Below are 21475 nucleotides of genomic sequence, written 5' to 3'. Positions count from 1 at the left end.
GCGCGGTGTTGCCCGACCGTCACCCATGTGTTTCATCGGTGTTAACTGGCTTTCGCGAGCTCTGCCAGCACACCAGGTCAAGCAGCGATTCTGCCAGCGACATACCCTGTTGGTGTGGCGAGATGGACCGGCGAATGGTTGTCAGGTGCCCAAACGGGTGTCAGCACCGGTGACGAGGAGCCCGCACGCTGGCGTGGCGAGCGGCTGGGCCTGCCCGAATCCGGCCCGGGTGCGGCCGCCGGCGGTGGCTCGCGGGTGCTCGCCTTCGTGCTCGACCTGGTGCTCGCCTCGCTGCTGACGTCGCTGTTCATGCGCCCGGCGCTGCAGGACACGCCGGCCATGCAGAACTACAACCTGTGGTCGATCGTCGTCTGGGCGGTCATCACGGTGCTGCCGGTGGCGTTTTTCGGCTTCACCCCCGGGATGGCGATCACGGGCGTCCGCGTCGGGCGGCTCGACGGCAGGTCCATGGTCGGGCCCTGGCGCGCCCTGGTGCGTGCGGCGCTGACGGTCCTGATCGTTCCCGCCGCGGTCCGCAACACCGACGGCCGCAGCTGGCTCGACCGGCTCACCGGCACGGTGGTCGTGCGGCTGCGCTGACGGTCAGCGGCGGCGGATCGTGCGCTGCACGTTGCGCATCTTGGCGCCCTGCGGGATCGGGCCCTTCGGCATCGCCGCGCCCCGGTTGCCCAGCGCCGCGAGCTTGGCTTCGAGCGCGTCGACCTGTGCGGGCTTGAGGTTGCGCGGCAGCTTCATCAGCGTCGGCTGCAGACGGCGCAGCGGGGTCTCGCCCTCTTCGCTACCGACGATCACCTCGTAGATCGGCGTTTCGCCGACCAGCCGCGCGATGCGCTTCTTCTCCTGCGAGACCAGGTTCTTCACGCGATGCGGGGTGCCCTCGCCGACCAGGATGACGCCCGGCCCGCCCAGCACGCGGTGCACCGCGTCGAGCTGCGTGGTGGCGGCGACGGTCTGCGTCACCCGCCAGTTGCCGCGCATGTTGTCCAGCGCCCAGCCCGCCGCACCCGGCTGCCCGTCCGCCTTCGAATACACCGTCTTCTGCACGCGGCGACCGAAGATGATCACCGCCGCCAGCACGCCGAGCACGATGCCGAGCGGGAGCAGGATCCACTGCGCGTTGAAGAAGAACCCGATCCCGAACACCACGCCGGCCACGACGATGATCGAACCGGCCAACCAGGGGATGAGCGCCTTGTCCTCTTTGCGCTGCATCTTGAACGCTTCGAAGATCTGCGAACGCCGAGCCTTGCTCGCCGCGCGCTTGTCCCGCTTCGCCTGCTTGGCAGCTTCTTTGTCCAGCTTTCCCGCCATATCTCCCAGGATACGGCCGAGCGTCCCGCACGGAATCTGTCGGCCCCCTCTGCGAGGATGCCCTAGTGGTTGACGCAGCTGTTCGAACGCACCGGCCGGGCCTGCTGGACGGGCTCGATCCCGAACAACGAGCCGCCGCGGTCGCGCCGCGGGGGCCGGTGTGCGTGCTCGCGGGTGCGGGCACGGGGAAGACACGGACGATCACGCACCGCGTCGCGCACCTGGTCAGGTCCGGTCATGTGGCGGCGGGACAGGTGCTCGCGGTCACCTTCACCACGCGCGCCGCGGGCGAGATGCGCACCCGGCTGCGGGCGCTGGGCGTGGAAGGCGCCCAGGCGCTGACCTTCCACGCGGCGGCGCGGCGGCAGCTGCGGTACTTCTGGCCGCGCGTGATCGGCGACCGGCCGTGGGACCTGCTCGAGGGCAAGCTGCGGCTCATCGGCCAGGCCGCGAACCGGGCCGGGCTGGGCGCCGAGTCCGAATTCCTGCGGGACCTGGCGAGCGAGATCGAGTGGGCGAAGGCGTCGCTGGTCAGCCCGGACGACTACCCGGCGACAGCCGTGCGCGTCCAGCGGGACAGCCCGGCCGCGCCGCAGCAGGTCGCCGAGGTCTACCGCGCGTACGAGAAGCTGAAGAACTCCGCACAGGTACTCGACTTCGACGATCTCCTTCTGCACACAACGGCGGTTCTGGAGGAGCACGGCGAGGTCGCGCGCGAGTTCCGCGACCGGTACCGCTGCTTCATCGTCGACGAGTACCAGGACGTCACGCCGCTGCAGCAGCGTCTGCTCGACGCCTGGCTCGGCGGGCGGGACGACCTGACCGTGGTCGGTGACGCGAACCAGACGATCTACTCGTTCGGCGGGGCGTCGCCGCGCCCGCTGCTCGAGTTCACCCGCCGCTTCCCGGAGGCGACGGTGGTGCGGCTGGAGCGTGACTACCGGTCCACGCCGCAGGTCGTGGAGCTGGCGAACAAGGTGATCGGCGCGGCGCGCAACCGGCCGGCCGGGTCCCGGCTCCGGCTGCTCGGGCAGCGGGCGGCCGGGCCCGAACCCCGGTTCGCCGAGTTCGAGGACGAGCCGACGGAGGCCGCCGCGGTCGCGTCCCGCATTCGCGCCCTGCTCGACACCGGGGTCGCCGCGAGCGAGATCGCGATCCTGTACCGCGTCAACGCGCAGTCCGAGGGCTACGAGCAGGCGTTGTCCGAGGTCGGTGTGCCGTATCTGGTGCGCGGGGGAGAGCGGTTCTTCGATCGCCGGGAGATCCGGCAGGCGATGGTCTCGCTGCGCACGGCGGCGGGTGATCCGCCCGGCACGGAGCTGGTGACGGCGGTCCGTTCGGTGCTCGCGCGGGTGGGCCTGACCGAGCAGCCACCGTCGGGCGGCTCCGCGAAAGAGCGGTGGGACGCGCTGCTGTCGCTGGTCGAGGTGGCCGAGGAACTGGCGGCGACGGTCGAGGGTGCGGATCTGCCGCGGTATGTGGCCGAACTGGAGCAGCGCGCGGCCGCGCAGCACCCGCCGACGGTCGAGGGGGTGACGCTGGCGTCCCTGCATGCCGCGAAGGGCCTGGAGTGGGATGCGGTGTTTCTGGTCGGGCTCGCCGAAGGGACCGTGCCGATCGTGCACGCCGACGGGGATGACGAGGCCATCGAGGAGGAGCGCCGGCTGTTCTATGTCGGTGTCACCAGGGCCCGGGAGCATCTGTGGCTGTCGTGGTCGCTTTCGCGTCATCCGGGCGGCAAGCGGAACCGGCGGCGCAGCCGATTCCTGTACGGACTGCTGCCGGAGCACCACCCTGCGGCCCGGGTGTCGCGGTCGCAGTCCGCGCGGAGCGGCCCGAAGCCGCGCTGCCGGATCTGTGACGGGCCGGTGCTGGACACCATGGAAATCAAGCTGGGCCGCTGCCGGCGTTGTCCGTCCAATGTGGACGAAGAGTTGCTCGACCGGCTGCGGGAGTGGCGGATCACGCGGGCGAAGGAGCTCAAGGTGCCGCCGTTCGTGGTCTTCACCGACGCGACGCTCATCGCGATCGCGGAACAGCAGCCGGCCGACCACCGCGGTCTGGTGGCGATCTCCGGGATCGGGCCGAACAAGGCGTCGCGGTTCGGGGAAGATGTGCTGGCGGTGGTGAATGGTGAGCGTGGTTGACCGCGTCGACAGCTCGATCCGTGCGGCAAAACCGCCGCTCAGGGCGGATCTTCGTCGATTCGGGGAGTCTTGGGAAAATAAGTTGCAGCCATCAGGGCAAGAGCAATAGCCTGCATGGGTCGGGTGGAGACCGCCACCCGAGGGGGATTCCGCCCGTCGCGAAAGCGATGAGCGCTGGACAGCGAGAGGAGGCGCCTGGAATGAAGATCACCAATCTGATCGGCAACCCTGGCACCACGCTGTCCTGCGCCAGCCCGATGGGCGCTGTCAACGGCCAGGGCATCGGTGTGCGTTGGTCCGAGGAAAGTGTTGCCGGGAACCCGGTGCGCGTCCTTGCTGACCGCAGCCGTGCCTTCGGTGTCGAGCTCATGCTGGCCGATGCCGTCCTGCCGACGTACGAGCAGCCGAAGATCCACGTTCCGCACCCTCCGCTTGAGCGAAGTCCCTGACACCCTCTGGGAAATAGGCTCACGAAGGCCGCGGAACCGTACATCGGATCCGCGGCCTTCGTGTTTGTGCTGTACCCCTCCATAACCGGAAAACCGTTACTACACAAAGGAGAACGGGAATGTCATCGGCAATCGCCTTCGCGTCAGAGGGGGCGTTACCCGCCGAGTTCACCGATCCCAGCACCCTGGGTACCGGTGACCTGCTCGACGTGGCCGTCTCGCCCGAGCTGGACCTGCCCTGCCGGTCCGGGGATGCCGACCTGTGGTTCGCGGAGGCTCCCGCGGATCTCGAGCGTGCCAAGCGCCTGTGCGGCGACTGCCCGATCCGGGAGTCCTGCCTGGCCGGCGCGCTCGCGCGGCGTGAGCCGTGGGGCGTCTGGGGCGGCGAGATCTTCGAGCGTGGCGTCGTGGTCGCGCGGAAGCGGCCTCGGGGGCGTCCGCGGAAGCACCCGGTCGTCGAGCGTTCCGTGGCGGCGGAGCAGCCCCAGCGGACCTCGACCGAGCGGCGGAGCGCCGCCGCATGAGTGACCTACTTCTGATCAGCGAAAAGCCAGACACCACGGATGTCCGACCGAGTTCGGCACCCGTATTGACCAAGGAGATCACCGAGATGTTGATGTACGAAGAACTCGCGAGAGCACGAATACAGGACATGCGCCGGGATATCCGGGCGCAACAGGAACGCGGACACGCCCGCGCGGCCCGCAGATGGGACCGGATGGCGCACTGGGCCGCCCGCCGCGCCCAGCGCCACCGGTCCTGAGTTCCTGGGTCCACGTCGCGATCGCGCTGCCACCGGGTATCCCGGTTGCCGCCGGGCGTCCCGGCTGTCACCGGGTGCCCGGTGGCAGCGCGTGTCCCGATTGCCACCGTGCGGCCCGGCTGCCACTGGGTTGTCCCTGCGCCACGGGTGTCCGGTGGCAGCGCGTGTCCTGATTGCCACCGTGCGGCCCGGCTGGCACCGGGTGTCCCGGGTGCCACTGGGTGTCCGGTGGTGGCGCGCCGTGGGTCCGGTGGCAGCGCACCGTACGGCCCGGCCGGGATCACCCGGTGACGCAAGGGATGTTCGCTGTGCGGCCCGGGCGGGATCACCTGGTGAGGCAAGGGATGTTCGCCGTGTGCGACCACGGCGAACATCCCTTTTCCGCGTGCGGGGGTCGTGTTGAATGGGCTCATGGCGGCACATGCGCATACCCACGACCACATCGATTGGGCCACCCGGATTCCCGACCTCCGCCGGGTCGACGACCTCGACGCTGGCGCCTACGCCGCGATCGCCGCCCGCCTGATGGCAGCGGTACCCGCCGGCGCGACAGTCGTCGACGTCGGTTCAGGAGCCGGTGGGATGAGCGCCGCGCTGGCCGTCGCACTCGCCGCCCGTGGTGGTGGCACCCTCCTTCTCGTCGATGCTGTTCCGGAGCTGCTGGCCGTCGCCGCGGAAACCGCGCGGGCAGCCGTTTCGCGCGCCACGTCCGCCGTCGCGGCGCCCGCGGCTGTATCTGGCGCGGCGTCCGTCACCGCCGTGTCCGCCGCCGGTGTGTCCGCCGCCGGTGTGTCCGGCATTGGCTTGTCAGGCGTCGCAGCGCCTGACGCGGTTGCCGCGACGGCGGCGCCCACCCCGGCGACTTCCGCGGCAGCGCCGAGTGTCGTGCCTTCCACTACCGCGCCCGTCACGGCGGCGTCCGCAGCGGCGCCGAGTGCCGCATCTGCTACTGCCGCGCCCGCCACCGGCGCGTCGGCCGCCGACGCGTCTAGCACCGCCGCGCCTGCTGATGGCACGGCGGCTACTGGCGTGTCCGTCACCGCAGTGTCTGACGCGACGGCAGCCGCCACTGCCAGCACGCCGGGTGCGCCCGGGGTGGTAGCCGACGAGCGCGAGACCGGTGCGTCGGCGGGCGGAGCTGCCTCGGCGACGGTCGTGATCCGCGCGATCCACGCCGACGTGGCGACCCAGGATCTCGGCGACCTCGTCCCGCCCGCCGACCTGGTTTGGGCGGCGCGGATGGTCCACCACCTCCCCGACCAGCAAGCCGGGGTCACTGGTCTTGCGTCGGCGCTGTCGCCAGGCGGTGTGCTGGCCGTGGCCGAGGGCGGGCTCGAGAGCCAGACCCTGCCGTGGGACCTCGGCATCGGCGAGCCGGGCCTCGAACGCAGGCTGTCGGCAGCCGGCGACGAATGGTTTCGTGCGATGCGCGCGTCGATGGAAGGCGCCGTCCGCATGCCCTACGGCTGGACCACTGCACTGGCCCGAGCCGGGTTGACCGACGTCAGCTCCTTCACCGCGCTCACCGATCATCCTGCCCCGGCCACCGACGAGGTGCGCCAGTTCGTGATTACGCACTTCGGCCGTCTTGCCGAGACCGTCGAGGACCGCGCCGGAGACGAGGACCGCGAAACGGTGCGACGTCTGCTGGACCCGAGCGGTCCGGACTACCTCGGTAATCGGGACGACCTTTACGTGCTCAGCGCAAGGACCGTCCACTTCGGACGAAAGCTGTGATCGCGACCTGCGCCAGGTGCGGCGCTACTCGTGAGGCGGAGCAGGATCCGGCGCTCGCGCTCGCTTGGGTGTCGGAGCGCGAACGTGGCGACATCCAGTGGTTGTGCCCGCGGTGCGCTCGCGAGCACGTCCGTGACATCGAAGGCAAGCTCCCGGCCGAATACTGGTAGCTGCCATTCACACCGTCGCAGGGACCGAGCCGAGGGCGCGGACCCTCGGGCGTCTTCGCTTCGCCGCATTGGCGAACGCGCTCGTCAGCTCCTGCGCGACGCGCCTGACTTGCTCGCGCATCTGGTCCGGCTGGGTGCGCACCAGGACCACGCCCGCCGCGACGAGGGCCAGGTGGTTCATCTTCGGCCCGCGGGTGCCCCACGCGCCCGCGCCGAATTGCCAGCCGAGCGCGACCTCGTCCCACCAGGCGTCCACCATGCCGATCGGACGTCCCAGCACATCGCAAACGGTCACGTTCCAGACCGGCGGCGGCAACGGGACTTCTTCGAGCAGCTCGCGGGCGAGGCCCTGCAAGTACGTCTCGCCCATCGAACCGCCCAGGTTGCGCAGCATCTCGCGGACGGACGCCGTGCCGCGCTGGTTACCGGCGTCTAGTTCGGCGCGGAGGTCGTCCGAGGTGCACAACCCGTAGTAGATCGGTAGCGCCAGCAGCCGGCGGAGCCGTTCCGGCGTTGTTTCCCGGCGGGCGATGTCGATCGTCGCCCTGGCGGGCGGGGCGAACGCGATGCCGTTGTGCCAGAACGGCTCGGGCAACCGGGACGTTCGCTCGAGGTGCACGAAGTCCTGGGAGTGGATCCGCCGGTGCAGCGCGACGAGCGTGTGCACCTGGGCAGGCGGCAGGACCGGAACGCCGTGCGCCTGCAGCGCGTCGATCCCGCTGACGACCGAACCCGCACCACCGTAGAACGTCGCGGCGCGGAGCTTCTGTGGCCGGGACAGCTCTCCGTCATCGAGTTGGATGATGCCCGGCAGCAACCGCCGCCACGGGCCGCCGGCGCGGCACCGTGACGCGATGGCGTGCGGTGTCACACCGGCGTTGCGCAGCCTGGCGCTCGTCGTCACGCCGTTCGTGTCCGGCGCGCCCAGAGCCGTCAGCTCCGCGGAAGTCAATCGGGCCATGCGTCCAGCGTGCCGCTGAATCCGGAATCAGGGAACCCGTTCATGAAAATTGTGGATAACTCGCACGTGCGAATGGCTCGTTCGTCCGAGAACGTAGGGCTTCTGTGGATAACCTGTAGGTCAAATGGGTTAATCTGCGAAGCCCGGTTGCCACCGTTCCACAATCGCCCGCGCCGGAATCTCGGCATCCAGCTGGCAAAGGATCCCGGTCGATCCGGCTGTCACGCGGTGGATCATCAAGTATTCCGGGGGTAGATTCAGTGACCTTCCCACCCGGAAGTCCTGACCTCGGGAATCGCCGACCCGCATCGCCTGCCGCTGCATCCACTTACGGGTGAAATGGAACCGCTCGCCGGCCAGCGGCTCCGTGAACGGTGCCAAATAGGCGAGCACATCTTCGGCACGTAAATCGCTGTCGGGGCGCACGAAACCGGCTGCCCGGAGGAGTTCCATGAGTTCGGTGGAGCGGCCGTCCAGTGCGAGTCTCGTCATTTCCCCGAGATGGCGCGGAATACCGTTCGGTAACCGGGAGACCGCGCCGAAGTCGATCACCCCGAGCCGGCCGTCGTCCAGTAACAGGAAGTTCCCCGGATGCGGATCCGAGTGCAGCAACCCCGCCCTCGCAGGTGAGGAATAGTGGAACTCGGCGAGCATCTCGCCGACGGTGTCACGGGTCGCCTTGTCCCCGCCCGCGATGATCTTTGCCAGTGGCGTGCCGCTGATCCACTCGGTGACCAGCGTCTTGGGCGCGCTCGCGACGACCCGGGGGACGTGCACCCGCGCGTCGTCCTCGAAGGCCTTCGCGAACTTGCGCTGGTTGTCGGCTTCGCCGCGGTAGTCCAGCTCCTCGTCCATTCGCGCCGCGAGTTCGGCGAGCAGCGGTTTCACCTCGGCGCCCGGGACGAGCGCCTGGAACAGTCGGCTGAACCGCTGTAGCTGGCGAAGATCGCTACGCAGCGCCACGTCGGCCCCGGGGTACTGGACCTTGACCGCGACCTCGCGGCCGTCGTGCCAGACGGCCCGGTGCACCTGCCCGATGCTGGCGGACGCGGTGGGGTCGTCGTCGAACTCGCGGAACCGGTCCTGCCAGGAGCGGCCCAGCTGCTCGGCCAGCACTCGGTGCGTCTGCCTGGTCGACATGGGCGGTGCGGCCGCCTGGAGCCGGGTCAGCGCGTCCCGGTACGGCGCGGCCAGCTCGTCCGGCACGGCCGCTTCGAACACGCTCAGCGCCTGGCCGAACTTCATCGCGCCGCCCTTGAGCGCGCCCAGCACCTCGAACAGCTGCTCCGCTGCCTTGGCCGACAACGCCGCGTTGACTTCCTCGGCGCTCTGCCCGGTCAGCCGGCGACCCCAGCCACCGACGGCCCGCCCGGCGATGCCGAGCGGCAAGCTGGCCAGTTTCGCCGTCCTCGCCGCGGTCCGGCGGGGAATGCCGGGACGATCCTGGTCCTCACGCTCCTGGAAGTCCGTCACCTGAATGATTCTGCCTTGCTGCTGATCTCGTGTGCAGACTCCAGGGGGCGTAGCCGATCAGCCTCCGGGCGGCCGGGCCCCGCAGGCGCACGCGGGGTTCGGCGGCCACGGGCGATGCTCGACCACGCCGCCGTGGGCGTCGATCTCGATCGTGGTGTTCCACGCCGGCGGCGGCGGACCTTGTACGTGGTCGAGAACCCGGAGAACCTGCCCGGCCGCCATGCCGGCCGTCGTCTGCACGCTGCACAGATCGGCCTGCTGCGAGCGCCCGGCGAGCTGCCCGGCCACCATCGGCCACTGCGGGTCCATCGACTTGCGGTGCAGGTCCGCACAGCCGAGGCAGGTGCTCCTGCCCGGGTAGACCAGTGGCCCCACGATGCCGACGCCTTCCCGGACGCGCACCGGCAGGTGCGGAATGCCTTCGTGCAACAGCAGTTTCACGATTTCCGGGGCCGGCACAATGGCGTCGGCCAGCACGACGAGCTCCGGCTGCCGGTCGCCGCGCAGGCGGGTGTGCTTCACCGCCGGGTTCGCCCGCTTGACGGCGTCACCCGCGGCGCTGCGGCGCTGCCGGCCGATGTCGGAGTCGAGGTAGCCGCTGCCCGTGTCCTGATCGCTCACCGCCCCGTCCGCCTCGACCTGGACGTGCCCGACGCCGGACGCCGCGAGCAGGGTGGCGATGGCGATGGTCAGCCGGCCGGTGCCGTGTACGAGCACCGCGCTGTGCTCGCGCCGGGTGAAGCTCTCCGCACCGGACTGGCGGGCGCGCAGCGACCACAGGCCCACCTCACCTGCCGTGCGACGCTGCCCGGCCGGCGTCCACGCCTCTTCGACGAGGCCGAGGCGGGTCAGGTCGGTGAGCAGCTCGCGGAGGTAGTCGGTGTTCTCGGCGTCGGCCATCGCGAGCAGCTCGTCGGTCCGGTGGCGGCCGTCGATGCTGTGCAGGACCCGGACGAGGTCCGGGCTCAGCTCGGTGGCCACCATCGCATGCCGGGGATCGAGCCCGATCTGGATCTCGCCCGGACATCGGTCGTACACCTCCAGGCCGGGTCTCAGCCGGGGGCGTTTGGGCAGCCGGGCTTCCGCGCTGCGCGTCGTTGGATTCGCCATGACACATACGGTGACAAGGCGACTACGAAAACGCCAGCTGAACACAGAAGTTATCCACAGGAAGAATTCGATGTGGATAACCAGGCCGGTCTCGCCGCGAAGACTCCCGGGTTGTCGGTGGCTGCCTTTACCGTGGACGAGTGGCGAACGCACGGGTGCCCTCGCTGAGGGGCCGGGACAAAACCGAGCAGGTGGAGAACCCGCAGCAAAAGGTTGAAATACGGCGGAGCAAGCGGCGGCGGAGCACGATCTCCGCGTACCGCGACGGAGACACGTTGGTCGTGCTCGTCCCGGCCGGGATGAGCCGGGCAGAGGAGAAGCGGTGGGTCGCGGAGATGGAGCGCAAGCTGCAGCGCACCGAATCGCGGCGAGCGTCGCCGCCGAAACAGTCGGACGCAGCGCTGCTGGCGCGCTGTGCCCAGCTGTCCGCCCGCTACCTGGACAAGCTCGCGTTACCCGTGAGCGTGCGCTGGGTGCCGCCCATGCGCACGCGGTGGGCGTCCTGCACGCCCACGGACGCGACGATCCGGGTCAGCGAGCGGTTGCGGCAGGTGCCGGCCTGGGTGCTCGACTACGTCCTCGTGCACGAGCTCGCGCACCTGCGGGTGCCTGGGCACGACGCGGCGTTCTGGGAGCTGGTCCGGCGCTACCCGAAAACGGAACGGGCGATCGGGTATTTGGAAGGTCTTTCGGCTGCGGCGGGCTGGGGGATCAGCGTGCTGGAGATCGAGGAGTGAGGGTTGTGACGGATGGGGAGGTGACCTAGGAGCGGACGGGACGCGTCGGCGGCACTTGCCGGATATCGCGTGGTCGTGCTGGGTGTCGGGTTGGGCCGGATGCTGGACCGGCACGGCCGGATTCTCGGCTACGGCGACGGCTGTGCCTGGCGGGTGTTTGGAGCGAGGTGCTCGGCGGGACGCGGCGGATGGCGCGGTGAAGGCCGTGGCGATGGCGTGCCCGAGCGCGGCAGGCCGTTGGCGTTGGCACGGCGTGCCACCGTAGCGCGGGGTCGCGCTTAGGACGCCCGGACGGCGTTTGCCGATATGCCGGACATGCCCGGATGCCGCTGTTGCAGGGAGGGGCAGAGCGCGGCGAAACGACTGCCGCGGGGCAGGCCGCCGTGGGTCGCGGCACGCCCCGGGTACGGGTGGGCGGTGGGCTCACGCGCCTGCCGGGGGGAGGGCTGGCTCCGTGTACGGGTGTGCCGCCGGGTTGGCCGGGCAGCGACAGCGGCCGCTGGTCAGGGTGCGGCGGGCTCAGGCGTCTGCCGGACCGGGCGTAGCAAGGGGTATGCGGCGGCCAGCCAGAGCGCAGTGGCGCAGCGGGGCAGGTCCACGGCGGACCGGGCGCGACGGCCCGCGTGCCGCCGAGGCTGGTAGCGGCGGGTCAGACCGCCGAGGCTCGGCGGGCAGCCGCGCCCAGCCGGAGTGGGGCACGGCGGCCGGAGCCTAGCCAGCCCGTCGTAGCCGCGGCAGCTCCTGCGCCCAGAACGAGCCCGGCAGGGTCAGCTGGACTTGCCGTCCTCCCCACCCTTGTCTTCGCCGGTGTCCTTGCCGGACTCCGGGGTGGCGTCGGACTTGCCCTCCGCCTGCTGGGTGCGTTCCAGCTCGGCGATGGGGTCGAGGTCGTCGATGCTGGCCTGGTTGCCGAGGCGCTCGCTGAACTCCATGGGGTCGTCGAGGTCCGCGGCGTTGGGCATCAGGTCCGGGTGCGACCACAGGCCATCGCGCTTCTCGGTGCCGTGCTGCTCACCCACGAGCTTCCACAGCGCCGACGCGGCACGCATCCGGCGCGGCCGCAGCTCCAGGCCGACCAGCGTCGCGAACGTCTGCTCAGCCGGGCCACCTGTCGCGCGGCGGCGGCGCAGGGTCTCGCGCAGCGCACCGGCACCAGGCAGCCGGTCACCGACGGCGTCGGCGACCACGACGTCGACCCAGCCCTCGACCAGCGCGAGCAGCGTCTCGAGCCGGCCGAGTGCGGCCTGCTGCTCGGGCGTCGTCTTCGGCTCCAGCAGGCCCGAGGACATCGCCTCTTCGATGCTCGCCGGGTTGCTCGGGTCGACCTGACCGGCCAGCTGCTCCAGCGCCGAAGTGTCCACCTTGATGCCGTGCGCGAACTCCTCGACGGTCGCCAGCAGACGCTGCCGCAACCACGGCACATGCGTGAACAGCCGCTGGTGCGCCGCCTCGCGCGCGGCCAGGAACACGAGCACCTCACTGTTGGGCAGCTCGAGCCCCTCGGTGAACTTCTCGATGTTCGCGGGAAGCAGAGCGGAAGTGGCGTCCGGCCCCAAGGGCAGACCCACCTCGGTCGACGTCAGCACCTCCGACGCCAACTGCGCCAACGCGTTACCCAGCTGCGAGCCGAACGCCATGCCGCCCATCTGGCCGACCATCTGCAACAGCGGCCCCGCCGCCTGCTTGGCTTCGGCCGGCAGCGCCTCGACCCACGCACCGGACACCTGCTGCGCCACCGGGTCGCACAGCCGCTGCCACGTCGGCAGCGTCTTGTGCACCCAGTCGCGCGCCGACCAGGCCACCGTCGTGGTGGCGCCCGCGGGCAGGATCGTCGCCGCGTCGAGCCACAGTTCCGCCAGGTGCGCGGCATCCCGGACCGCCGAGTCCGAGTCCCCGCTCGAGGCGACGCCCATCTGCCCGCCACCGGAACCACTCAACTTCTGCAACGCGATCTGCTTCGCGAGGTCATAGTTGACGGGCCCGGACGAGCTGCCCGCCTGGCTGAGCATCTGACCCAGCTGGCTGAGCATCTGGCCCAACTGGTTGAAGGCCTCCGCGCCGGACTGGCCGCCACCCTCGGGCTCGTTCTCGCCACGTTTGTCGGGATCGGAAGGTCCAAAGCCGAACGGGAGATTGCTCATAGCACCACCGTACGCGGACAGCGCCCGGCACATCGGGTCAGCCGGGCGCCGAAATCCGGGCCGACGAGGAGTCCTGATCGGGAGCTCAGACCCGTCACCGTACGCTGTCCCGCGTGAGCGAGTCCCGTGATCAAACCACAGCTCCAGGTCCCAACCCGGCGAGCGCGGCCGACGACGGAGACCGCCGCGACGATACCGGGCGCACCCGGCGCGTGGGGGCGCCCAAGCGCCCCACCCGCCGAGGCTGGACGGTGCTGCTGAGCGCGCTCCTCGTGATCGCGTTCGGGCTCACGGGCGCCTTCGTTCAGGTCCCTTATGTCGCCATCGGCCCCGGCCCCACCTTCGACACGCTCGGCCAGGCCGGCGGCACCCCGGTCATCCAGATCAGCGGGCAGCAGACCTACCCGACCTCGGGCGAGCTGCGGATGACCACGGTCTCCCTCAACGACCAGATCACCCTGTTCGGCGCCCTCGGGCTGTGGGCCAGCGGCCGCTACGCGCTCGCGCCCCGCGAGGAGTACTTCAAGCCGGGGGAGAGCGACGAGCAGGTTCAGCAGGAGAACGTCAAGGAGTTCCAGGACTCTCAGAGCAACGCCGAGGTCGCGGCCCTGCGGCACCTGGGCTACCCGATCAAGGTGCTCACCCAGGAGGTCGTCGCCGGCAGCCCGGCCGACAAGGTGCTCGCCGCGGGCGACCGGCTGCTGGACGTCAACGGCAAGCCGATCGCGCAGGAGGACGACGTGCGCACCGCGCTGGCCGACACCAAGGCCGGGCAGACGATCCAGATCACCTTCCAGCACGGCACCGACGCGCCCCGCACCAGCCCGCTCACCCTCGCCGCCAACCCGGACCCGAAGCAGGCGCAGGGTTTCATGGGCCTGCAGCCGATCGACCGGGCGGATGTGCCGTTCGACGTGAAGGTGTCGCTGCAGGAAGTCGGCGGGCCCTCGGCCGGGCTGATGTTCGCGCTGGCCATCGTGGACCGGCTCACCCCGGGCGACATGGCGGCGGGCGAGCACATCGCCGGCACCGGCGAGATCAACGAAAAGGGTGACGTGGGGCCGATCGGTGGCATCTCGTTCAAGGTCGTCGGCGCGCGCGAGGCCGGGGCGACCGTCTTCCTGACGCCGGAATCCAACTGCGCCGAGGCCGAGGCGGCCGTCCCCGACGGCATGAAGCTGGTGAAGGTGACGAACCTCGATTCGGCGCTCGCCGCGCTCGACGACCTCAAGGCGGGCCGGCCCGGCCCGTCCTGCTGACGGTCAGGGCAGGAACGTCGTCCGCAGCGCCTCGACCAGGTTCGGCGCCAGGTCCGGGTGCTCGACCACCTCGTCGACCGGCTCGCCTTCCGGGGCGGCCGTGTACCCGCGCAGGCGCATGACGCAGGCGGCGGGACCGTCGCGCAGTACGGCGGCCACCAGGCGTGCCTCGGTGCGGTCCGGGTGGTCCGCGGCGGCCTGACGCAGCCGCGCGATGTCCGTCGTCTCGTCGTCGGGCAGTGACTCTTCGGCACTCGGCGGCAGCACGATGATTTCCTGCGCCACGGCACACCCGACCACCGCGTCCGGCCACGCGATGCGCCCCAGCGCTTCCGCCAGATCACCTTCGGGCAGCTCGTCCTGCGCGACCGGGGTCAGCGAGCTCGCCGTCGCGTCCAGCTGACCGGCCAGCTCCGGCTCCTGCCGCAGCAGCTCCTCGGTCAGCACCAGCGCGAACAGCTGCGCCGGCTGGTCCCAGCCCGCGGAGGCCACGAACTCCTCCACCTCGCGGGCCACCGCCGCCACGTCGGCCGTCTGGTTCTCAGGTGTCGCCATGGCGTCATCGTGTCAGGGGGTCCATGTCCGATTTGGGGTGGGTGGGGAACCCAGAGCGCCCTCCGTAGAGTTATGTGACCAGGGGTAGCGTGCGGTTTCATCGCCGCCCCGGACCGAACTCGCAACAACAGGAGCGTGTGCAGTGGCCAACCGGCCCCCTGTGAGCTTGCCGAAGCTGTCCCGCCGCAGCCGGATCCTGCTCGTCATCGCCGCCGTGATCGTCCTGGCGCTGCTGCTCGGCGCGCGACTCCTGGATGCCTATGTCAACTGGCTGTGGTTCGGCGAGGTGCACGCGCGCGAGGTCTTCAGCACGGTCGTGCTCACCCGGATCGTGCTGTTCTTCGCGATCGGGTTGCTGGTCGGCGGCAGTGTCTCGCTGAGCCTGTGGATCGCCTACCGCACCCGGCCGGTGTTCGTCCCGATCTCCGGTGCCGACGACCCGCTTTCCCGCTACCGCTCGGCCATCGTCGGCCGCATCCGGCTGTTCGGTATCGGCATCCCGGTCATCACCGGCCTCATCGCGGGCGCGACCGGCAACGGCGACTGGCAGCGCGTGCAGTTGTTCCTGCACGGCACGAGTTTCGGCCAGACGGATCCCGAGTTCGGCAACGACATCGGCTTCTACGCCTTCAGCCTGCCGTTCTACCAGTGGCTCATCGGCTGGTTGTTCGTCGCGATCACGCTGTCCTTCATCAGCGGGCTGATCGCGCACTACCTGTTCGGCGGGATCCGGCTGGCGGGCCGGGGCGGGCAGCTCGCGTCGGCGGCGCGGGTGCAGCTGGCCACCACAGCAGGGCTTTTCGTGCTGTTGAAGGCGGTCGAGTACTACTTCGACCGCTACAACCTGCTCTTCTCCGATCGCAACGCGCCACTGTTCTACGGCGCCACCTACACCGACCTGAACGCGGTGCTGCCGGCGAAGCTGATCCTGCTGTTCATTTCGGCGATCTGCGCGATCGCGTTCTTCGCGGGCGCTTTCCTGCGCAACATCCAGCTGCCGGCGATCGCGCTGGTGCTGCTCATCCTGTCCGGGGTGCTGGTCGGCGCGGCGTGGCCGGCGATTCTCGAGCAGTTCTCGGTGAAACCCAACGCGAACCAGAAGGAAGCGCTTTCCATCAGCCGCAACATGACGGCCACAAAGGACGCTTTCGGCCTCAACAACGTGCAGTACCAGGATTACAGCGGCACCGGGCAGGCCACCGCCTCCCAGATCAATGCGGACACGACAACCGTGCCGAACATCCGGCTGCTGGACCCGAACGTGCTCGCGCCGACCTTCACCCAGCGCGTCGGCCGCGAGAACTTCTACGGCTTCCCGGCGAAACTGGGTATCGACCGCTACACCATCGGCGGCACGACCAACGACTACATCGTCGCCGCGCGCGAGATCAACACCGCGAACCTGACCGGGAACCAGACCAGCTGGATCAACAAGCACATGGTCTATACCCATGGCAACGGGTTCGTCGCGGCGCAGGCCAACACGATCGACCGCGCGGTGTCCAACGCGAACAGTGACGGCGGTTACCCGATCGCGGCCACCAGCGACACGCAGAACCCGACCGGCAAGGGACTCGTCCCGAACGATCCGAACGCGCCCGGCATCCAGGTTCAACAGCCGCGCATCTACTACGGCCAGCTGACCAACGACTACGCGATCGTCGGCGGGCAGGCCGGCAAGGCGCCCGGTGAGTACGACAGCGCCGCGAGCAGCGACTACCGCTACGACGGCTCCGGCGGCGTGCCGATCGACAACTGGTTCAACCGCTTGGCTTTCGCGGCGAAGTACGGCGAGCGCAACATTTTGTTCTCCGACGCCATCAGCAGCGGTTCGAAGATCATGTACAACCGGGACCCGCGCGAGCGCGTGCAGAAGGTCGCCCCGTGGCTGACCGTCGACGGCGACCCGTACCCGGCGGTCGTGGACGGCAAGATCCAGTGGATCGTCGACGGCTACACGACGTTGAACAACTACCCGTACTCGCAGCAGACGCAGCTGGGACAGGCCACCGAGGACTCGCTGGTCGGCACCGCGCGGCAGGCCAACAACAACATCAACTACATCCGCAACTCGGTGAAGGCGACCGTCGACGCGTTCGACGGCACCGTCACGCTGTACTCGGTGGACGACAAGGACCCGGTGCTCAAGGCCTGGGAGAACGTCTTCCCCGGCATCGTCAAGCCCAGCTCCGACATCAGCCCGGACCTGCGCGCGCATTTCCGTTACCCGGAGGACCTGTTCAAGGTGCAGCGGGAACTGCTGGCGAAATACCACGTCAACGACCCGCAGGAGTTCTACACCACCAACACCTTCTGGAACGTGCCGCAGGACCCGACGCAGGAGGGCGGCACCAACCTCGACGCGTCCGGCCTGGCCAACCAGCCGGGCTACTATGTGCTCGCCGAAACGCCGGGGGAGAGCACGCCGACGTTCCAGCTCACCAGTTCACTGACCGCGCTGCAACGGCAGTACCTGGCGGCCTGGATGTCCGTTTCCAGTGATCCCAAGGACTACGGCACGATCCGGGTGCTGCGACTACCCACGACCGCGGCCGGCAACAGCCAGGCCGACGGTCCGGTCCAGGTACAGAACAAGTTCCAGAGCGACCCGAACTTCGCGCAACAGAGAACGTTCTTCAGCAACCAGTCCGTCAGCGTCATCTTCGGCAACCTGATCACGCTGCCGCTGGAGGGCGGGTTCCTGTATGTGGAACCGGTCTACATCCAGCAACGCAACCAGAACAGTTACCCGCAGCTGGCCAGGGTCCTGGTGGCGTACGGCTCCAAGGTCGGCTTCGCCTCGACACTCAGCGACGCGCTGAAACAAGTCTTCGGCGATACCACCAGCCCCGCGGCGACCCCACCGGCCCAGCCGACCGGCCCCACGACGACACCGTCGTCGCCATCGAGCACCACCCCCACGCCGCCACCAGCGTCCGGTGGCAGCAACCCGGCGCTGGACAAGGCCGTCAACGACATCACGACGGCACTCAGCCAGCTCCGCACCGCACAACAGAACGGTGACTTCACCGCACAAGGCCAGGCCCTGGCGGCGCTCGACGCGGCCACCCGCGAATACGACGCGGCGAAGGGCAGCACCCCGACCAGCACAACAGCCCCGCCACCAGGAGGCTGACGCTCCAAGGGACCCCGCCCCGCACCTCCCCGCAACCACCGCGTACACTGAATTTCACAACGCGGGGTGGAGCAGCTCGGTAGCTCGCTGGGCTCATAACCCAGAGGTCGCAGGTTCAAATCCTGTCCCCGCTACAGAGAAGGGAGACCCATACCTGCGGAAAGCGCAGGTATGGGTCTCTTTCGCATTGCCCTGGGGGTCGAACCCCCAGACCCCCGGCAGGGAGGGCTTCGCCCCCCTGCACCCCCCATCGCGGTGCCGGCGCCGTCGTTGGGTGCAGGCGCGGTGCGGGTGTCGTTGTTTGGTGTCGCTGGTGCGGGCTGGGTGTCGTTGTTGGGTGGCGGGTGCGGTGCCGGGCCTGTTGTTGGGTGCGGGTGTTGTTGTTGGGGTCTGGGTTGGTGGGGTGGGGTGGGTGTGGTTGCGTTCGGCTGTTGGGGGTGGGGGCGTAGGTCATTTGTCTTGTGGGGGATGGGACGGGTGGCCGCGGTGGCGAGGTGAGGGGGTGCCGGGCAAGGCGTTCTGCCGGGCCGATCCTCAGCCGCACTTGCGGTTGGCGGGGGGTTTGGAGGGCCCACATAACCCCCGGACAAACCACCCCCCCCCCCCCCACAAACCGGGGGGTGGGGGTGGTGGTCCCTCTCTCCCTCGCCCGCCCCCACCCCCCCCGCCAACCGCGAACACTCACGGATCGGCCCGGGAGAAGGCCAAAAGGCAACGTGCGGCCCGCGGGCCTGCGACGGCCCTAAACCAACCAGCGTCCCGAGTGGACAGTGAGGGGCGAATGTGACGGCGAACAGCCGGGTGTATAGTTCTCCTTACAACGCGGGGTGGAGCAGCTCGGTAGCTCGCTGGGCTCATAACCCAGAGGTCGCAGGTTCAAATCCTGTCCCCGCTACTGCCGAAAAAGGCCCGGTCCGCCACGGATCGGGCCTTTTTCGTGCGTGTGGCGCACCGTGGGTTGGGCCGGATGGCGGATTTCAGTGACCATTGTGGACGGAGCTGGTGGCCACTGTGGACAGAACGGCCGAAAAGTGGGACGGTGAGGGTGTGTCTGAACTGAATGCGACAGCAGCGGCATTGCTTGGTCTGCTCCAGGACGGTCCGGCGACCGGGGGACAGTTGGTCGCGAGCGCCGAGGAGCGCTTCGGCGCGTTCTTCAGCGTCACCCGCAGCCAGGTCTACCGGGAACTGCCCGCGCTCGCCAAGGAAGGGCTCGTCCGGCTCGGCAAGCAGGGTCCCCGCTCCAGCCAGCAGTACGCCATCACGGCCGCCGGCAAGAAGGCCTTCAGGACGTGGCTCGGCTCCGACGCCGGCCCCGATCACCTGCGCAGCCCGCTGATCCTCCGGCTCGTGCACGCGGGATCGCTGACGGCGAAGCAGCGCAGCTCGCTGATCGAGGCCGCCCGGACCGCGTACGGCCAGGAACTCGACGAGGCCAAGGCCGCGGTCAAAGCCGCTACCGACCCGTACGTCAAGGCCGTGGCGGAGTTCGGCCAGGCGCACGCCAGGGCCGCGCTCAAGCTGGTCGACGGTATCCCGCAGGCCTGAGCAGCTACGGCGCGTCACGACCGGTTCGCTCGTAACCGGTCGTGGCCCTTGCCGTAGCCTTGAGGGTTGTGAGTGCTGAGTTCGAAACCGACCTGAAGGACCTTGCCGGCAAGTTGGCACAGGTCGAGGCCGTCATGGACCTCGACGGCCTGCGTGCCCAGGTCGCCGACCTCGAGCAGCAGGCGTCGGCGCCCGACCTCTGGAACGACCCGGAGGCGGCCCAGAAGGTGACCAGCCAGCTCTCCCACCGGCAGGCCGAGCTGCGCCGCGTGACCGATCTCCGCGGCCGCCTCGACGACCTCGAAGTGCTCTGGGAGCTGGCCGAGGCCGAGGGTGACGCCGGCAGCCGCACGGAGGCCGAGTCCGAGCTCACCCAGCTGGCGAAGGACATCGACGCCCTCGAGGTGCGCACGCTGCTGTCCGGCGAGTACGACGACCGCAACGCCGTCGTCACCATCCGCTCCGAGGCCGGTGGGGTCGACGCCGCCGACTGGGCCGAGATGCTCATGCGGATGTACCTGCGCTGGGCCGAACGCCACGGCTACCCGACCGACGTCTACGACATCTCCTACGCCGAAGAGGCCGGCATCAAATCGGCCACCTTCAAGGTGAGCGCGCCCTACGTCTACGGCACGCTCTCGGTCGAGCAGGGCACGCACCGGCTGGTGCGGATTTCGCCGTTCGACAACCAGAGCCGCCGCCAGACGTCGTTCGCACACGTCGAAGTTCTGCCCGAAGTGGAAGAAGTCGACCACGTCGACATCCCCGAAAAGGACATCCGCGTCGACGTGTACCGCTCGTCGGGCCCCGGTGGGCAGAGCGTGAACACCACCGACTCGGCGGTGCGCATCACCCACCTGCCGACGGGCATCGTCGTGTCGTGCCAGAACGAGAAGTCGCAGCTGCAGAACAAGGCCGCCGCGCTGAAGGTGCTGCAGGCACGGCTGTTGCTGCGCAAGAAGGAAGAGGAGCGCGCCGAGCTGGACGCGCTCAAGGACGGCGGCTCCAGCTGGGGCAACCAGATGCGCTCCTACGTGCTGCACCCGTACCAGATGGTCAAGGACCTGCGCACCGAGTACGAGGTCGGCAACCCGAGCGGGGTGCTCGACGGCGACATCGACGGCTTCCTCGAAGCCGGGATCCGCTGGCGGAAACAGACCGCCGCGGCGTAGCGATCACTGCTAGTGAGCGGGTTCTGCGCCAAAACGGGGACGATGCCTACCCGGGCTTAACGGAGCCCATGAGTAGGATGGCCCACCGTGATCCGGCTCGACAGTGTGTCCAAGATTTACAAGACGTCGACACGTCCCGCGCTCGACGGTGTGTCTGTTGACGTGGACAAGGGCGAGTTCGTCTTCCTCATCGGTCCTTCGGGATCGGGGAAGTCGACCTTCCTGCGGCTCCTGCTGCGGGAGGAGGTGCCCAGCAAGGGCCGGGTGTACGTGTCCAACTTCGACGTCGCCAAGATGGCCCGCCGCAGGATCCCCCGGCTGCGGCAGACCATCGGCTGCGTGTTCCAGGACTTCCGGCTGCTCGGCAACAAGACCGTGGCCGAGAACGTCGCGTTCGCGCTCGAGGTCATCGGCAAGCCCAAGCACACCATCCGCAAGGTCGTGCCGGAGGTGCTCGAACTCGTCGGGCTCGACGGTAAGGCCGACCGGATGCCCAACGAGCTCTCCGGTGGTGAGCAGCAGCGCGTCGCCATCGCGCGGGCGTTCGTCAACCGGCCGCTGGTGCTGCTGGCCGACGAGCCGACCGGGAACCTGGACCCGGACACCAGCCAGGACATCATGTTGCTGCTGGAACGCATCAACCGCACCGGCACCACCGTGCTGATGGCGACCCACGACCATTCCATCGTGGACTCGATGCGGCGCCGGGTCGTCGAGCTGCAGTTCGGCAAGGTGATCCGGGACGACGCCCGAGGCGTGTACGGCGTAGGCCGGTAGTTCCCCCG

The 21475-nt window shown here is 69.4% G+C and carries 18 protein-coding genes and 2 tRNA genes; 14 read left to right on the top strand and 6 right to left on the bottom strand.

Translation table 11 applies throughout. From position 1 onward, the window contains the following. Nucleotides 1-114 precede the first annotated feature (114 nt). On the top strand, nucleotides 115-600 hold the full coding sequence (locus LOZ83_RS31230) for an RDD family protein (RefSeq protein WP_236795324.1): 486 nt from the start codon (nucleotides 115-117) through the stop codon (nucleotides 598-600). Between the two features lie 3 nt (nucleotides 601-603). Here the strand turns inward: LOZ83_RS31230 and LOZ83_RS31225 are convergent, their stop codons facing one another. Next, nucleotides 604-1332: a DUF4191 domain-containing protein gene (locus tag LOZ83_RS31225; protein WP_236795323.1), complete on the bottom strand. Its 729-nt coding sequence runs from the start codon at nucleotides 1330-1332 to the stop codon at nucleotides 604-606. Nucleotides 1333-1397: 65 nt separating this feature from the next. Between LOZ83_RS31225 and LOZ83_RS31220 the strand changes: the two genes are divergently transcribed. The 5 genes from LOZ83_RS31220 to LOZ83_RS40295 all read left to right on the top strand — a co-directional run bounded on the left by LOZ83_RS31220 (nucleotide 1398) and on the right by LOZ83_RS40295 (nucleotide 6428). Beyond that, a complete protein-coding gene (locus LOZ83_RS31220) occupies nucleotides 1398-3479 on the top strand; it encodes an ATP-dependent DNA helicase UvrD2 (protein WP_236795322.1) in 2082 nt (693 codons plus the stop codon). 200 nt (nucleotides 3480-3679) lie between these two features. Continuing rightward, a complete protein-coding gene (locus tag LOZ83_RS31215) occupies nucleotides 3680-3928 on the top strand; it encodes a hypothetical protein (RefSeq protein WP_236795321.1) in 249 nt (82 codons plus the stop codon). Between the two features lie 119 nt (nucleotides 3929-4047). Further along, nucleotides 4048-4452, top strand: a complete 405-nt coding sequence (locus LOZ83_RS31210; RefSeq protein WP_236795320.1) for a WhiB family transcriptional regulator — start codon at nucleotides 4048-4050, stop codon at nucleotides 4450-4452. Then, complete coding sequence (locus tag LOZ83_RS31205; protein ID WP_236795319.1) at nucleotides 4449-4691, top strand: hypothetical protein; 243 nt, start codon at nucleotides 4449-4451, stop codon at nucleotides 4689-4691. Before LOZ83_RS31210 ends, LOZ83_RS31205 begins: the two co-directional genes overlap by 4 nt. A 411-nt stretch (nucleotides 4692-5102) precedes the next feature. After that, nucleotides 5103-6428: a trans-aconitate 2-methyltransferase gene (locus LOZ83_RS40295; RefSeq protein WP_304512165.1), complete on the top strand. Its 1326-nt coding sequence runs from the start codon at nucleotides 5103-5105 to the stop codon at nucleotides 6426-6428. A gap of 177 nt (nucleotides 6429-6605) precedes the next feature. Here LOZ83_RS40295 and LOZ83_RS31195 read toward each other — a convergent pair whose 3' ends face one another. The 3 genes from LOZ83_RS31195 to LOZ83_RS31185 all read right to left on the bottom strand — a co-directional run bounded on the left by LOZ83_RS31195 (nucleotide 6606) and on the right by LOZ83_RS31185 (nucleotide 10142). Next, nucleotides 6606-7559, bottom strand: coding sequence for a hypothetical protein (locus LOZ83_RS31195; protein ID WP_236795318.1), 954 nt, complete (start codon nucleotides 7557-7559; stop codon nucleotides 6606-6608). Nucleotides 7560-7688: 129 nt separating this feature from the next. After that, a complete protein-coding gene (locus LOZ83_RS31190; RefSeq protein ID WP_236795317.1) occupies nucleotides 7689-9032 on the bottom strand; it encodes an AarF/ABC1/UbiB kinase family protein in 1344 nt (447 codons plus the stop codon). Nucleotides 9033-9089: 57 nt separating this feature from the next. Further along, nucleotides 9090-10142: a ThiF family adenylyltransferase gene (locus LOZ83_RS31185; RefSeq protein WP_236795316.1), complete on the bottom strand. Its 1053-nt coding sequence runs from the start codon at nucleotides 10140-10142 to the stop codon at nucleotides 9090-9092. A gap of 164 nt (nucleotides 10143-10306) precedes the next feature. On the opposite strand from LOZ83_RS31185, the gene LOZ83_RS31180 reads away from it, so the two are divergent. Beyond that, entirely contained in the window at nucleotides 10307-10879 is a 573-nt protein-coding gene (locus LOZ83_RS31180) for a M48 family metallopeptidase (RefSeq protein ID WP_236795349.1), read from the top strand. A gap of 767 nt (nucleotides 10880-11646) precedes the next feature. On the opposite strand, the gene LOZ83_RS31175 is transcribed toward LOZ83_RS31180, so the two are convergent. Next, nucleotides 11647-13020 (bottom strand): zinc-dependent metalloprotease, encoded by a 1374-nt coding sequence (locus LOZ83_RS31175; RefSeq protein WP_236795315.1) that lies wholly within the window; start codon nucleotides 13018-13020, stop codon nucleotides 11647-11649. Nucleotides 13021-13271: 251 nt separating this feature from the next. Here LOZ83_RS31175 and LOZ83_RS31170 point away from each other — a divergent pair, with 251 nt between their 5' ends. Next, nucleotides 13272-14279, top strand: coding sequence for a PDZ domain-containing protein (locus tag LOZ83_RS31170; protein WP_236795348.1), 1008 nt, complete (start codon nucleotides 13272-13274; stop codon nucleotides 14277-14279). Between the two features lie 3 nt (nucleotides 14280-14282). Here LOZ83_RS31170 and LOZ83_RS31165 read toward each other — a convergent pair whose 3' ends face one another. Beyond that, on the bottom strand, nucleotides 14283-14834 hold the full coding sequence (locus LOZ83_RS31165; RefSeq protein WP_236795314.1) for a PPA1309 family protein: 552 nt from the start codon (nucleotides 14832-14834) through the stop codon (nucleotides 14283-14285). 160 nt (nucleotides 14835-14994) lie between these two features. Between LOZ83_RS31165 and LOZ83_RS31160 the strand changes: the two genes are divergently transcribed. The 6 genes from LOZ83_RS31160 to ftsE all read left to right on the top strand — a co-directional run bounded on the left by LOZ83_RS31160 (nucleotide 14995) and on the right by ftsE (nucleotide 21467). Continuing rightward, nucleotides 14995-17970 (top strand): UPF0182 family protein, encoded by a 2976-nt coding sequence (locus tag LOZ83_RS31160; protein WP_236795313.1) that lies wholly within the window; start codon nucleotides 14995-14997, stop codon nucleotides 17968-17970. A gap of 60 nt (nucleotides 17971-18030) precedes the next feature. Next, nucleotides 18031-18104: transfer RNA gene (locus LOZ83_RS31155), tRNA-Met, on the top strand. Nucleotides 18105-18791: 687 nt separating this feature from the next. After that, nucleotides 18792-18865 (top strand) — tRNA-Met (locus tag LOZ83_RS31150). A 152-nt stretch (nucleotides 18866-19017) separates the two neighbouring features. Further along, nucleotides 19018-19518, top strand: coding sequence for a PadR family transcriptional regulator (locus tag LOZ83_RS31145; RefSeq protein WP_236795312.1), 501 nt, complete (start codon nucleotides 19018-19020; stop codon nucleotides 19516-19518). Nucleotides 19519-19586: 68 nt separating this feature from the next. Further along, complete coding sequence (gene prfB, locus LOZ83_RS31140) at nucleotides 19587-20690, top strand: peptide chain release factor 2 (RefSeq protein WP_236795311.1); 1104 nt, start codon at nucleotides 19587-19589, stop codon at nucleotides 20688-20690. An 87-nt stretch (nucleotides 20691-20777) separates the two neighbouring features. Next, nucleotides 20778-21467, top strand: coding sequence for a cell division ATP-binding protein FtsE (gene ftsE / locus LOZ83_RS31135; RefSeq protein WP_236795310.1), 690 nt, complete (start codon nucleotides 20778-20780; stop codon nucleotides 21465-21467). The last annotated feature ends 8 nt before the right edge of the window (nucleotides 21468-21475 follow it).

It is taken from the genome of Amycolatopsis sp. GM8, from assembly GCF_021653975.1.
GTDB lineage: Bacteria > Actinomycetota > Actinomycetes > Mycobacteriales > Pseudonocardiaceae > Amycolatopsis_E.
The sequence above is the reverse complement of the archived record's forward strand: the minus strand, read 5'-3'. Positions and strand labels throughout refer to the sequence as shown.

Excerpts from the sequence above, each read along its gene's own strand:
- LOZ83_RS31225 (WP_236795323.1), bottom strand. The coding sequence starts at position 1,332 with ATGGCGGGAAAGCTGGACAAAGAAGCTGCCAAGCAGGCGAAGCGGGAC.
- LOZ83_RS31215 (WP_236795321.1), top strand. The coding sequence starts at position 3,680 with ATGAAGATCACCAATCTGATCGGCAACCCTGGCACCACGCTGTCCTGC.
- LOZ83_RS31210 (WP_236795320.1), top strand. The coding sequence starts at position 4,048 with ATGTCATCGGCAATCGCCTTCGCGTCAGAGGGGGCGTTACCCGCCGAG.
- LOZ83_RS31205 (WP_236795319.1), top strand. The coding sequence starts at position 4,449 with ATGAGTGACCTACTTCTGATCAGCGAAAAGCCAGACACCACGGATGTC.
- LOZ83_RS40295 (WP_304512165.1), top strand. The coding sequence starts at position 5,103 with ATGGCGGCACATGCGCATACCCACGACCACATCGATTGGGCCACCCGG.
- LOZ83_RS31195 (WP_236795318.1), bottom strand. The coding sequence starts at position 7,559 with ATGGCCCGATTGACTTCCGCGGAGCTGACGGCTCTGGGCGCGCCGGAC.
- LOZ83_RS31185 (WP_236795316.1), bottom strand. The coding sequence starts at position 10,142 with ATGGCGAATCCAACGACGCGCAGCGCGGAAGCCCGGCTGCCCAAACGC.
- LOZ83_RS31175 (WP_236795315.1), bottom strand. The coding sequence starts at position 13,020 with ATGAGCAATCTCCCGTTCGGCTTTGGACCTTCCGATCCCGACAAACGT.
- LOZ83_RS31165 (WP_236795314.1), bottom strand. The coding sequence starts at position 14,834 with ATGGCGACACCTGAGAACCAGACGGCCGACGTGGCGGCGGTGGCCCGC.